Source organism: Hwanghaeella sp., assembly GCF_965227365.1.
GTDB lineage: Bacteria > Pseudomonadota > Alphaproteobacteria > UBA8366 > Aestuariispiraceae > Hwanghaeella.
In genome coordinates this window covers 1,427,588-1,440,483 of sequence record NZ_OZ245754.1, presented here as the reverse complement: position 1 = coordinate 1,440,483, position 12,896 = coordinate 1,427,588, and the positions used below count along the sequence as shown (strand labels likewise).

Here is a 12,896-nt window from a genome sequence, read left to right as displayed (position 1 = left end):
GATTCGGTTTATGGTGGCCGGAAGCCTAGTCCGAACTGAAGAAGGGAGAAAGGGAATGCATCTCAAAGGTTCTTGTCACTGTGGGAAAGTGCGGTTCGAACTGGAAAGCCCCCATCCTGTTCCCTTCAACCGATGCTATTGCGAAATTTGCCGAAAAACGGCCGGCACAGGCGGTTTTGCAATCAATATCGGCGGTATCGCGGACACGATGCAGGTGTCCGGCCAGGACTTCGTGTCGGTCTATCAAGCCGCCATCCGCGACGAATCGGGAGAAGAGATCGGGCTAAGCCCGCTTCGTCGGCATTTCTGCAGCCATTGCGGAACCGCGCTATGGGCTTGGGATGACCGGTGGCCGGAACTGATCCACCCCCATGCCGGGGCAATTGATACGCCATTGCCGAAACCGCCGGAACTGGTGCATCTGATGCTTGCCTCGAAGGCCCCTTGGGTTTCCGTCGAACATGGTCCGAACGACCAATCCTATGAAGGCTACCCGGAAGAATCGCTGGAGGCCTGGCACCAACGCCTGGGTCTTGAAGCCTGACCCCTGCCAAGGCCCAGTTAGGTCCTGGAAGCCAGCAGCCTGATCCCCGCATAGGCGAAGAACAGTCCCAGACCCGCCTGGATCCATCGCCTTGCCCTGCCATAGAGCCGGATCATCGGTGCGGTCGAGAAGGCCAGCGCATAAATGCCATGGGCGGCAAGCGACATCGCACTGGTGCCCAGGACGATCGCTGTCGCGACCCAGACCGGCGAATCGACCGCCAACCCCAAGGACATGACGGCAATCCAGGTCAGCGCCGCTTTTGGGTTTGTCATCTGCACCGTCAGACCGCGCAGCCAGAAGCGAAACAGGCGGGTCGTCCCGGCGCCGTGAAGGATAGATGTCTCAATATCGTCGCGCCGGGACGCCGAGCGGAATGCCTTGAACGCCAACCAGAGCAGATAGGCCCCGCCAACGATCTTGATCACGACAAGCGCACCGGCATAGGCCGCCAACAGCGATGACAGCCCCACCGCCGTCGCCATCGCCCATAGGAACGAACCTGCCGACACGCCCGCGGCCAGCGCCAGACCCTGCCGTCTGCCGAGCGCCATGGAGGTTCCCATGATGGCCAATACATTCGGTCCGGGGCTCATCAAACCCAGGCCCGTGGCCCCGAACGCCAATAGAATGCCGGGAAGATAGTGTGTCACCGTTTCCATCACAGTCCCTCGGAAAAGAAGAATTCCGCGATGGTTAGCAGCCCCTCCCTGACACCCTTATGTCAGGAGGTGTGCAATTCAGTTCCCCAATGCCTTGTCCTTGTCGCGGCGTTTCCTGGCGTCCTGCTGGCTTTCGCCAGGCTTGGTCCGCTCGCGGACAGGCGCAGGGCGCGCGCGGTCCTGGCGCTCCTGCTGCTGACTGGCGCCGGAGGACGACGGTGCGAAACGCGGGCGTTCGGTACTTCCGCTGCTTTCCGCCTGCTTTTTCTCACGTGGCGTTTCGGCGGCAGCCGGACAGGTCAAGGCACCGAGCCCGGCAATCAGCGCCAGGACCAGGGGAATCGAACTGAATTTCAATGTCATCTTCCGGCCCCCGCGCCACATTTCCACCTCTTACAGATTGTGGTGATGGCATTAGCGCGCAACGACATGCCGGTCGCGGCCTTCCTTCTTGGCGTCATAAAGGGCGGCATCGGCCCGTTTTATCAGGTCTTCGATAACCGCATCTTCATCGGACATTGCCGCCACGCCGATACTGACCGTGAACCGGACCGTTTCTCCTCCGTCCGTGGCAACCTCCGCCGTCCGGATTTTTTCAACCAGGCGCCGTGCGACCTCCTCCGCGCGGTCTATATCGGTTTCCGGAAGCAGAATGATGAACTCCTCCCCGCCGAAGCGCGCGAGTGTATCCGTCGTCCGGAAGAAGTCCCGACAAATCGTCGTCAGTTCGACGAGGACATCGTCCCCGACCTGATGCCCGAAACTGTCATTGATACGTTTGAAATGATCCGCGTCTATCATCATGGCCGAAAGCGGATGTCGATGCCGCCTGGCGAGCTTGAAGGCTGTCTCCGCGCTTTCCAGGAATGCCCGGCGATTCAACAAGCCGGTCAGACTGTCGGTCGTTGCCAATTCGATGAGTCGGTTCTCGAATGCCTGGCGTTCGGTAATGTCGCGAACCAGGCCGACATGGAACCGCCGGTTTCTGACCGTCGCCATCCCAACGGAAACCTCGATCGGAAACTGAACCCCGTCCTTCCGCCGGCCCATCACCCGGCGTTCCCCCGCCATCAAATGGAACGCCTTTTGACTGGCTCTCTTCACAAAGCTGTCATGCTGGGCGGCATACATCTCCGGCATCAGATTGTTGACCGACTGGCCGACGATTTCCTCCGTCGTATAGCCGAACAAACCCTCCGCCGCGGCATTGAACTCCTGGATGGTACCTGCCTGATTGATGACGATCACGCCTTCGCGCGTCGTGTCCAGAAAAATGCGTAAGCGTTTTGCGCTTTCGACGGCCTGCGCCCTGTTCCGCTGATATCCGAAAACGCCGGCGGCCATGACCAGGGACAAGACCAGTCCCGCCACTTCGACATATACCAGATGATCTTGAGAGGACCTCCATCCGTTGACCGGATAGGCAGCAGCGACCCAAACACCACCCGGAACGTTCATGCTTTGCCGAACGGAATCTATTTCGAACAGATCCACATCACCGAGGAACACCTCGCCTTTTTCCCCGACACCGTCCTTCCCGCGAATAGCAAACCGCACGCCGTTGACTTCGGCGGCAAGACCGATTTCGGACAGGAAACTCTCCATATCCATGACCAGGCTTAGAATGCCCCAGTAACTGCCATCCGGCAGAATCACAGGAGTTCGGCTTATCAGGCCCGAGCCCCCCTGTTTCAGCTTCACCGGCCCGGCCAGCACAGTGGTACCCGCGTCGATCGCCTCTTTGACGGCAGGCCATTGCTCAACCAGATCCGGATAGTACAAGCCAAGCGCCGCTTCATTTCCCTCGATCGGGTATATGTGCTGAATTCTATTGTCCGGCGCGACGCCGATATTTCTAAGATGTCTGCCGAATTGGTACACGGCCTCCATCGCGGCTTCCATTCGGTCCTGATACCGGTCCCCCATTGCCGAGACATAGGCGACAAGGCCGTTGGCCAGGAAGACATTCGCGTTCAACTCGGCATCGATCCGCCGAACCATCGTGGCCAGCCGTTGCTGAACCCTGTTACGCTCGATCTGTTCGAGGCGATCGCGTTCGGTTTCCACCGCGAAATGCACGACCGAGGCCAGTCCCACAAAAACGGCCACAGCCAACAATACCGGGGCAAATCGGGAAAATGGATTTGGCTGAACACCGTCCATATCGAGCTTTGGGCCCTCGGCAATCATTGATCCCGAAATCGGACGTCACGTATTCGTCGCGACGAAGCCCCAGGATTGCGACCAGTCCATCAGTTCCACTTTATATATATTATAAACTTCGTAAGTAAGGAAGGTCGTTTGCAGCCGTTACACAGGCTTATGGGAGACGGGTTGCGGGTTATGGGTCTCCGGCCCACCGCACATACCAGACCAGAGCCGCAAGAATCATGGTGCCCCCGGCAAGACTGCGCAGGGACGGTATTTCGGTCAGAAGCACCCAGGCAAGAAGCGGCGCCATGGGTGTCTCCATGACGCTGAGCAACGCGGTTTCGGACGACGGCAGCAATCTGGCGCCGGCAACCAGGGCCACGCCGGCCATGGCAAAACACAGCCCGAACGCCGTCAGCAGCGGGATCTCGCCGGGCGACGCATCGATGGGATCGGAAAACACCAAACCGAACGGCAGGAGCATCAGGCTGCTCAGCACCACCGGGCCGACCGCGGGGGTATCCGGGTATCGACGATACAGCACCATCACGCTCGCCATGCAGACCGTCATCCACAGGGCGAGGAGATCACCGCGCAAAGAAGCGACCGGCGTCGGTGCGCCGAAGATCACCGCGACACCGCCCAGGGCCGCCAGCGCCGCAATCAGGCACCGCCGGGACGGCCTTTCCCCGATAGCTGCCCAGGCAACCAAGGCTGCCAGGAACGGCGACGCCGTGTAGATCAGCGTCACATTCGCGACGGTCGTCGCCTTGAAAGCCGGAATGAAGGCCGCACTGCCGAGACTGGATAGACAAGCGGCGGCCAGTCCGCTCCATCCCATGCGCAACAGCTGATCCAGCAACCTGCCCCGCACCCCCAGGAAAACCGACAGGAACACGGCGGCGACCAAGCCCCGCCAAAACAGGATCGTCCAGGCATCGGAGGGGATCAACTTCGTGAAAACGCCCGCGGATGCGAACAGAACCGCCGACCCGACCACCAATGAGACACCCCTGATCCGACCAGCATTTTCCGCCCCGATGAACATCCTGCCCCCCCTGCTCCGCCCATTGCCGGAAGCAGGCATACACACACCATCCTGACAGCTTAGTGTCAGCAGTGGCATGATACGGTCGCTGAAGACTACCGAGGTTTTTTGCAGGGAGTTCGCCATGCGGCGCGCCGACCGACTGTTCGAGATCATTCAACTGCTGCGCCAGGCCCGCGGCCCGATGACCGCGGCCGACCTGGCGGCGGGGCTGGAGGTAAATATCCGGACGGTGTATCGGGACATCGCGGCGCTGCAGGGCATGCGCGTCCCGATCGAAGGGGCCGCCGGCATCGGGTATGTCATGCGCCGGGGATACGACCTTGCCCCGTTGATGTTCGATGTCGACGAGGTAGAGGCCATCGTTGTCGGGCTGGGACTGCTGGCCCGCACGGGCGATATCGGCCTGCAAGCGGCCGCCGGGCGGGCCAACGCCAAAATCGCGGAAATCCTGCCGGAGGCGCGCCGGGACGAGGTGGAGGGCAAACACCTGGCGGTCTCGGATTGGGGGGCGGCCCCGCCGGACCTGATCGACATGGCGTCCGTGCGCAAGGCCCTGCGCCAAAACCTGGCCCTTCGCATCATCTATCAGGACGAGACCGGGGCGGAAACGGACAGGGTGATCCTGCCCGTCGCGCTTGTCTATTACGTCCAGGTCGCCGTACTGGCCGCATGGTGTAGGCTGCGCGGCGGATTCCGCCACTTCCGGATCGACCGGATTCAAAGCCTTGAGACCCTGCCGGAGGATTTCCGGCGCGAGGCCGAGGACCTTCGCCGGGACTGGGAAGCCGCACGGGCGGCGGAGAAGACGCCAAACTGAGCCACGAGCCTCCACGCACGATCGTTCAAGACCCGGTTCGGCCGCTCTGACATGCTGCCGGCTGCATCTATTGATGCTCGGGCCATAGAAGCTCGAGCGATAGAGATCAGGGCCACGGAGTTTGGATCATGGCGGAAAATATCTTCGTGTTGCTGCTTGCGGCCCTGCCCTTGATGGGCAGTCCCGGCCCCGCGACGCTGAGCAGCGCGGCGGCCGGGTCGGCCTATGGCGTCGCCCGCAGCATCCCCTATGTGGTCGGCATCTGGCTGGGCACGGCCACCGTGTTGACCATCATCGCCACCGGCCTGACCGGCATTCTGTTCACCGTGCCGGGTTTGATGCCCGTTCTGACCGTCGCCGCCGCGGGCTATATCCTGTATCTCGCCTATCGGATCGCGACCGCGCCGGTTCTGTCCGAAGGTGAGGAAAACGGCTCCTCACCCGCCTTCGCCGGCGGGTATCTGCTGGCAATCGCCAATCCCAAAGCCTATGCAGCCCTCGGCGCGGTGTTGAGCAGCGTGATCGTTATCGACAACGCGCCGATCCAGGATGCCGCGGTCAAACTGATCGTGCTCTCCACGGTGATCGTGGTGGTGAACGCCACCTGGCTGGTGCTGGGCGCGGGGCTTTCCCGGATGCTGCGCCACCCGACCGCGGGCCGGGCCGCTAATATCCTATTCGCGCTGTTGCTGGTCGGTTCGGTCGCCATGGCCTTCTTGCGGTGAGACCGGCGATGCCGTCACCGTCAAGAAAGCATTGAACCATTGGCCACTCGCCAGCACCGCAGAGCGTGCTACCATCCCCGCAACGATAAAGACACGATGCTCAGGGAGACCAGACAATGGCCAAGATCAACATTCAGTTCACGCTCTTCTCCGCCTTCTATTCGCCGCTGATTTCCACCATGTCCGGCGGGTTCCTGGCAGAGGAAGGGCTGGAACCGGAATGGTCGGTGTCGCCCCCCGGCGTGACGGCAATCGAATCCCTGAAGAATGGCAGCGCGCATGTAGTGCAATCGGCGCTGAGTCAGGCCTTCGGACCGCTGAACAAGGGCGAGGTCCCGCCGGCCGTGCATTTCGCGCAGGTCAACGAGATGGACGGGTTCTTCCTTACCGGGCGGGAACCGGACCCGGACTTCGCCTGGAAAAAGCTGGAAGGCGCAGAAGTGGTTCTGTTCGGCGGCGGCCAGCCGCTGGCCATGTTCAAATATGCCTGCCACAAGGCCGGCATCGACTTCGCCAAGATCAAGGCGATCCATCCGGGCAACGCAGCCGATATCGATGCCGCCTTCCGGGCGGGAGAAGGAACCTATGTGCAGCAGCAGGGTCCCTTCCCGCAGCAATTGGAGGCGGACGGGATCGGCCATGTGGTCGCGCAGGTCGGCAAGCAGATCGGGCCCTGTGGATTCTCAAGCCTGGCGACGACCCGCGACTGGCTCGAAACCGACATGGCCAAGGCCTTCACGCGCGCCTACATCAAGACCCGTCGCTATATGAACGAGACGCCCGCGGCGGAAATCGCCAGGACGGAGAAACCCTATTTCCCGAAAATCGACGAGGCGGTCCTGGCCAAGTGCATCGAGGCGTACCAGAAGCTCGGCACCTGGACGCCGCATATCGAGATCACGAAAGAGGCCTATGAGGCGACCTTGGACATCTTCGCCTATAATGGCGTGATCACCGAGCGCTTCGCCTACGATCAGGTCTGCGCCCTGCCGCCGAAGGTCTGACCCCCGATGGTCTGCCCCCCGATGGTCTGACCGTGGCAGGTGCGTCTCCCACTGTGACGTCCCGGCATCTGGCAGAGTTGGGTGGGATCTGACCACCCAGCCAGCTTGCCGCCCCCTTCAGAAGCCACATCAACAATCGCGTTTTACGATTCCGCCTCAATCGGTTGCCGGCGACACCGGACTCATTTTCCCAAGACAGCAAGCGCGGCTTAGGAGGCTTCAATCCGCTCACCGGCAGGTGTCATTTTTTCGATGGCAATTGATGGTGCGCCGCAACATTCTGGCCGGAGCGGCCGTTGGAACCGGTCGAATTCGTTCACCCTGAACGCTGTTGGAGAAACGTGCGCGTGTCCATTTCCTCCTTGAACTATGACACTCTTTTCCTGACCGTCGACTGGGCCGATGCGCCCCCGTCCCGCCATGCGCTGATCTGGCTACGGGACCATGATCCAATGGGTTTTCATCCCGAAACCGGTGAGCGAGTCTTCGACCTGCTCTCCATTCCGGAAGAACCGCATCTGGTTGCCAGCAGTGTCGTCGAAAACGGCAACGCAATCACGCTGACCTGGGAAGACGGCCATGTCACGCGGTTCGACAGTGAATTCCTGCGCAAGCAGTTTCAGGAAAAAGGACGCCGCGCCGCCGCACCGGTCATTCCTGAGAGTTGGGACGGTAGTTTCGCTAAACGCCTGCCGCGGCACGAGCACGACGCCATCCTGGACGATGACAACGCCTTGCTCGCATGGTTGGAGGACATTGCACGCTGGGGCCTCACGGTGGTCGAGAACACACCTCCGGAAGTCGGCCTTCTGGAGGCGCTTTGCCGGCGCATCGCGCATTTGCGAGAAACCAATTTCGGAAAGGTGTTTGAGGTACTCTCGAAGCCGAATCCGACCAACCAGGCCTATACGGCCGAAGCTCTACCGCTCCACACCGACCTTGCGAACCAGGAAACACCGCCCGGTTTCCAGTTTCTTCACACCCTGCGGAACGAGGCGGAAGGCGGCGTTTCGATTTTCGCCGACGGCATTCGTATGGCCGAAGACCTTCGCGCCAGCAACCCGGACGCCTATCGCCTGCTGAGGGATGTCGCTATCCCAAGCCGCTATTTCGACGACGACTGCGATATCCGCTACAGCCGGCCTGTTGTACGAGAGGACGCCCGCGGCGAGCCGGTAGAAGTCAATTGGAACCGGCATCTGACCGATGTCCTGGATTTGGACCCGGAAGAGTCCGTTGCCTACTATCGCGCCTACCGTGCCTTCCTCGCATTGACCTACGACCCGAAGTACCGGTTCGACTTGAAGAGCCGTCCTGGCGATGTCTTCGCCTTCAATAACCGCCGCACGCTTCACGGTCGCACCGCTTTCGACCCCAATACCGGGGCACGGCATTTGCGCGGCTGCTATGTGGATTGGGCGGATATGATGGGAAGAATACGCGTCCTCCAGAACCGTCTGGCAACGCGACAGGCGCGCTGAGACACCAAATGAAGAACACGGAATAGTGATTCCGCACCAAGCACTTGGAGCGGAGATCGGACTCAATACCTCAATAGCGAAAAATCACTTCAATCCGCGCAGGAACTCGATCACTTCGCCGTCGAAGTAATCGCGGTGAAAATCCGCGTCATGGCCAATGGATTCCGCCAGCAGGGTCCGGTATTCGGCGCGCGGCAGTTCGATGGCGCCGAAGTTTTCCAGATGGCGGGTCACGAACTGGCTGTCCAGCAAGGTGTAGCCGCCGCGGGTCAGGCGGGCGACCAGATGGACGAGGCCGACCTTGCTGGCATCCCGCGCCCGACTGAACATGCTTTCCCCGAAAAAGGCCCCGCCCAGCGACACGCCGTAAAGGCCGCCGACAAGTTCCCCCTTGTCCCAGACTTCCACCGAATGGGCGTGGTCCATGCGATAGAGCGAGGTGTAGAGCGTCAGGATCTTGTCGTTGATCCAGGTCCGCGGCCGGCGGGACGTCATCTCCGCGCAGCCCTCCATCACCTCTTCAAAAGCGTGATCGAAGGTCACATGGTAACGGCCTTGCCGAACCGTCTTGGCCAACCGCCGCGGCACATGGAAACGGTCGAAGGGCATCACGCCCCGCATGCGCGGATCGATCCAGAACAAATCCGGATCGTCCCGGTCCTCCGCCATCGGGAAAACCCCGATCGCATAGGCCCGCAGCAGCATATCCGGTGTCAGATCAAGCGGTTCCATGGCGCCCCGTTGCGTATCGGCGCCACTCTTGTCGGCCCTACCCCGCCAAAGCCTGATGCCCGGAGGAGAGAAACCGCTACTTGAGACCCATCCAGCGTTCCAGCCAGTGGATGTCGTAGTCGCCGTTGATGAAAGCTTGCTCTATAATGATACGTTCATGCAAGGGAATCGTCGTCTTGATTCCGCCAATGACATATTCTTCCAAGGCCCGCCGCAACCGCATCAGACACTCGTTGCGGGTATTGCCGTGCACGATCAGCTTGGAAATGAGGCTGTCGTAATACGGGGGTATGGAATAGCCGGAATAGAGGTGCGAATCGACGCGAACGCCCAACCCGCCCGGCGCATGATAATCCGTGATCCGGCCCGGCGACGGCGCAAAGGTTTCCGGATTCTCGGCCGTTATGCGGCATTCGATCGCGTGGCCGCTGAACGCGATGTCTTCCTGCTTGATCGCCAGCGGCGCGCCCGTGGCGACCCTGATCTGCTCGCGCACAAGATCGATCCCGCAAATCATCTCGCTGATCGGGTGTTCGACCTGCAGGCGGGTATTCATCTCGATGAAGAAGAACTCGCCGTCCTCGTACAGGAACTCGATGGTACCGGCGCTTCGGTAGTTCATTTTCGACAAGGCGTCCGTGACGGTCTTGCCGATTTTCTCACGCTCAGCGGCGTTCAGCGCCGGGCTGGGCGCTTCCTCGACCACTTTCTGGTGGCGTCGCTGCAGCGAGCAGTCGCGCTCCCCCAGATGGATGCAGTTGCCTTGCCCGTCGGCCAGGACCTGCACCTCGATATGGCGCGGATGCCCCAGATAACGTTCCATGTAAACGGCATCGTCTCCGAAGGCCGCCTTGGCTTCGGTCCGGCACAGCGACAGCGCTTCCGACAGCCGGTCCATGCTCTCGGCCACCTTCATGCCACGCCCGCCACCGCCGGCCGCGGCCTTAACGATCAGCGGAAAGCCGACTTCCTTGGCGACGGCGAAGGCTTCCTCGTCCGTCTCGATACCGCCGTCGGATCCGGGCACGACCGGTATCCCGATCTCCCGCGCCTTTTCCTTGGCGGCAATCTTGTCGCCCATGATGCGGATGTGTTCCGGCGTCGGCCCGATGAAGACATGGCCGTGCTCTTCCACCATCTCGGCGAAATCGGCATTCTCTGCCAGGAAACCGACCCCCGGATGCACTGCATCCGCGCCGGTGATATTCGCCGCCGACAGGATCGCGGCCATGTTCAGATAGCTGTCCTTGGGCGCCGGCGGACCGATACAGACCGCTTCGTCAGCCAGGCGCACATGCATGGCATCGGCATCGGCGGTCGAATGGATCGCCACCGTCTGAATGCCCATTTCCTTGCAAGCCCGGTGGATTCGCAGTGCGATTTCCCCCCGGTTGGCGATCAGAACCTTATCGAACACGCCCGCCTCCGCTCATCAATCCGTGCACAGTGCCGCAAGCCGCCCCAGGCCTATTCCAGAACAACCAGCGGCTGGTCGAATTCGACCGGTTCCGAGTCGTCCACCAGGATGGCGGTCACCTTGCCGGCGCGCGGCGCGGGGATCGGGTTCATGACCTTCATCGCCTCGACGATCAACAGTGTCTGGCCCTGGGTCACCGTATCGCCGACAGATATGAAGGCGGGGCTGCCCGGCTGCGGGCTCATATACACGGTGCCGACCATCGGCGACTTTACGGCGCCCGGATGATCCGACGGCGCGGCCGCCGCAGCGACCGGAGCCATGGCCGCGGGCGCGGCCGGCGCGGCGACGGGCGCGGCAGCGACATGCGTGACCGCCTGTGCCGTGCCGCCCTTGGACAATCTGAGGGTCTGGTCGCCCACCGTCACTTCGACTTCGGTCAGCCCCTTCTTTTCCATCAGGTCTGCCAGGACATCGACCAGATTCGTATCAACCGTCAGCTTCGCCATTTTGTCGGAACCCGTTTTCATTCCAGTGTTTCGCAGCTTATCTAGCGGCTTCGGCCCGCCACTTCCATCCTAACTTTCGCAGCGCGGTAAGAATACCGGCCTATTCCGCCGCCATTCGGGCCAGCGCCTGAATGCCCAGCACATAACCATGCGCGCCAAGCCCGCAGATCATACCGACCGCGACCGGGGTCAGGTAGGAATGATGCCGAAAACTTTCGCGCTTATGGATATTGGACAGATGCACCTCGATCGTCGGTGTCTCGGCCGCAGAGATCGCATCCCGCAATGCCACGGAGGTATGCGTATAGGCCCCCGCATTGATGACGATCCCGTCGAACTCGGTCCGCGCTTCGTGGATCCAGCCCACCAACTCGCCTTCCATGTTCGATTGCCGGCAATCCGCGGTCCAGCCGACATCCTTCGCCGCCTCGACACAGATACCGTCCAGATCCTCCAGCGACATCGTGCCGTAGATCTCCGGCTGTCGCAGGCCGAGCATGTTCAAATTGGGTCCGTTCAAGACCAGGACCTTCTTTTGCGCCATTGCGCCCCTCCCAAATCTTCCCGTCCGGGCTTGTTACAACAAAGACCGTCCGCGGCGGCCTTTGTGTGACCGTTCGCGTCAAACTGTTCTAGGGGAGAGTCCCTTTGTAAACAATGCGGGCAAACAAAACCGGAGGGGACAATGCTCTGGCGCAGGGGGCTCACTCCGCGGCGAAACGGCCCCCGATCAGCACGAACTGCTCCATGACTTTGCAGTTCCCGGGGTCCAGCACCCGTCGGCTGCCGGTCGCCGGATTGGTGACGGTAAATGTCTCAAGTGTTTGTCTGTTCAGAAGCCCCAGATCGAGGCGTGCTTGAATCAGCCGCAACATCGCGCCATAGGACACCCAATGGGCAAAGGTTTCCGGCGAGTCGACGGGGCCGTCGGCCGCGAAGATCGAAGAAGAGGACGTGCCGGCCAAGGAGAGGCGAAGACGCCCGCCCGTATCCTCCACCGTCTGACCGCTGGCTTCCAGTTCCCGGCGCAAGGCCGCGCGGAACTCCGACGTCGTCCTATCGAAATCGAGCGTCCGGTAGTCGCCATCCGTTCCATCGGCGGTGACTGTCAGACAGGTCACTTCAAGCGGCACCAGAGGGGCCCGCCACAATTCCACAGCGGCGAACCACAACCCTGCCGCGAGGCAGGCAACCACAACGGTGGCGATGCGCACGCGCCGGACCCGTCCCCCTTCCCCGAAGACCTTCATGCGAAAATCACCCGCGTCAAACCGGTTGCGCCCCTCACCCGGACTCTAGCATCGTCGATTGGAAAGCTGGAACGGCATTAGACGGCAATCGGTACAAATCAGCGTAACCCCGGAAAACAGGCCGCAATGGTCGTCTTGGTCGGGACCTGTCTGTCTTGAGACGGTTATTGGGCCGGCTCGGCCGGGGCGGCGTCCAACGGTTCGGATGCCACGCATTCCTTGACCCAGACATCGTAGACCGGGTGCTCCACCGCCGACAGTGCCGGGCTCGAAGCGAACATCCAACCGGTAAAGAGCGTCACCGGCCGTTCATCGGGCCGAACCTCTATGACCTCCAGGAAAGCGGCCGATTCCGGCGGCTCCTCGGGCGGTCTGCGGTCGCAGGCGCGCAACCGTATCCGCAACGCGCCGAAGGCGACCTCTTCCTCGAGCGCGATTTCAAAGGTCGAGATCCGGGCGGTGACCTTGTCCAGGCCCTGCATGATCACCTTGTCGCCCGGGAAGGCGAACGCCGCGGCGGACACGCCGATCCCCGTGCAAAAAACCGCTGCAA

General features: G+C 61.5%; 15 protein-coding genes. 5 read left to right on the top strand and 10 right to left on the bottom strand.

What is annotated here, in order from left to right:
• The first annotated feature begins 55 nt into the window (after positions 1-55).
• Positions 56-544: a GFA family protein gene (locus tag ACQK2G_RS06315; RefSeq protein WP_425404176.1), complete on the top strand. Its 489-nt coding sequence runs from the start codon at positions 56-58 to the stop codon at positions 542-544.
• Between the two features lie 17 nt (positions 545-561).
• Here ACQK2G_RS06315 and ACQK2G_RS06310 read toward each other — a convergent pair whose 3' ends face one another.
• The 4 genes from ACQK2G_RS06310 to ACQK2G_RS06295 form a co-directional block, all read right to left on the bottom strand.
• Positions 562-1,206, bottom strand: a complete 645-nt coding sequence (locus ACQK2G_RS06310; protein WP_425404175.1) for a LysE family translocator — start codon at positions 1,204-1,206, stop codon at positions 562-564.
• Between the two features lie 78 nt (positions 1,207-1,284).
• Entirely contained in the window at positions 1,285-1,569 is a 285-nt protein-coding gene (locus ACQK2G_RS06305) for a hypothetical protein (RefSeq protein WP_425404174.1), read from the bottom strand.
• Positions 1,570-1,620: 51 nt separating this feature from the next.
• Positions 1,621-3,315, bottom strand: a complete 1,695-nt coding sequence (locus ACQK2G_RS06300; RefSeq protein WP_425404173.1) for a diguanylate cyclase — start codon at positions 3,313-3,315, stop codon at positions 1,621-1,623.
• A gap of 232 nt (positions 3,316-3,547) precedes the next feature.
• On the bottom strand, positions 3,548-4,405 hold the full coding sequence (locus ACQK2G_RS06295; RefSeq protein WP_425404172.1) for a DMT family transporter: 858 nt from the start codon (positions 4,403-4,405) through the stop codon (positions 3,548-3,550).
• Positions 4,406-4,529: 124 nt separating this feature from the next.
• Between ACQK2G_RS06295 and ACQK2G_RS06290 the strand changes: the two genes are divergently transcribed.
• The 4 genes from ACQK2G_RS06290 to ACQK2G_RS06275 all read left to right on the top strand — a co-directional run bounded on the left by ACQK2G_RS06290 (position 4,530) and on the right by ACQK2G_RS06275 (position 8,435).
• Positions 4,530-5,225, top strand: a complete 696-nt coding sequence (locus tag ACQK2G_RS06290; protein ID WP_425404171.1) for a helix-turn-helix transcriptional regulator — start codon at positions 4,530-4,532, stop codon at positions 5,223-5,225.
• Between the two features lie 128 nt (positions 5,226-5,353).
• Positions 5,354-5,950, top strand: coding sequence for a LysE family translocator (locus tag ACQK2G_RS06285; protein WP_425404170.1), 597 nt, complete (start codon positions 5,354-5,356; stop codon positions 5,948-5,950).
• 116 nt (positions 5,951-6,066) lie between these two features.
• On the top strand, positions 6,067-6,954 hold the full coding sequence (locus ACQK2G_RS06280; protein ID WP_425404169.1) for an ABC transporter substrate-binding protein: 888 nt from the start codon (positions 6,067-6,069) through the stop codon (positions 6,952-6,954).
• Positions 6,955-7,301: 347 nt separating this feature from the next.
• Positions 7,302-8,435, top strand: coding sequence for a TauD/TfdA family dioxygenase (locus ACQK2G_RS06275; RefSeq protein ID WP_425404168.1), 1,134 nt, complete (start codon positions 7,302-7,304; stop codon positions 8,433-8,435).
• 84 nt (positions 8,436-8,519) lie between these two features.
• Here ACQK2G_RS06275 and aat read toward each other — a convergent pair whose 3' ends face one another.
• The 6 genes from aat to ACQK2G_RS06245 form a co-directional block, all read right to left on the bottom strand.
• Complete coding sequence (gene aat / locus ACQK2G_RS06270) at positions 8,520-9,167, bottom strand: leucyl/phenylalanyl-tRNA--protein transferase (protein WP_425404167.1); 648 nt, start codon at positions 9,165-9,167, stop codon at positions 8,520-8,522.
• A gap of 76 nt (positions 9,168-9,243) precedes the next feature.
• A complete protein-coding gene (accC, locus tag ACQK2G_RS06265; RefSeq protein WP_425404166.1) occupies positions 9,244-10,584 on the bottom strand; it encodes an acetyl-CoA carboxylase biotin carboxylase subunit in 1,341 nt (446 codons plus the stop codon).
• A 50-nt stretch (positions 10,585-10,634) separates the two neighbouring features.
• The gene (accB, locus tag ACQK2G_RS06260) at positions 10,635-11,114 is read right to left on the bottom strand and encodes an acetyl-CoA carboxylase biotin carboxyl carrier protein (RefSeq protein ID WP_425404165.1); all 480 of its coding nucleotides are present in this window, start codon (positions 11,112-11,114) and stop codon (positions 10,635-10,637) included.
• 79 nt (positions 11,115-11,193) lie between these two features.
• The gene (gene aroQ / locus ACQK2G_RS06255) at positions 11,194-11,637 is read right to left on the bottom strand and encodes a type II 3-dehydroquinate dehydratase (RefSeq protein WP_425404164.1); all 444 of its coding nucleotides are present in this window, start codon (positions 11,635-11,637) and stop codon (positions 11,194-11,196) included.
• 160 nt (positions 11,638-11,797) lie between these two features.
• On the bottom strand, positions 11,798-12,343 hold the full coding sequence (locus ACQK2G_RS06250; RefSeq protein WP_425404163.1) for a hypothetical protein: 546 nt from the start codon (positions 12,341-12,343) through the stop codon (positions 11,798-11,800).
• A 164-nt stretch (positions 12,344-12,507) separates the two neighbouring features.
• Entirely contained in the window at positions 12,508-12,867 is a 360-nt protein-coding gene (locus ACQK2G_RS06245; RefSeq protein ID WP_425404162.1) for a DUF2155 domain-containing protein, read from the bottom strand.
• Positions 12,868-12,896: the final 29 nt, after the last annotated feature.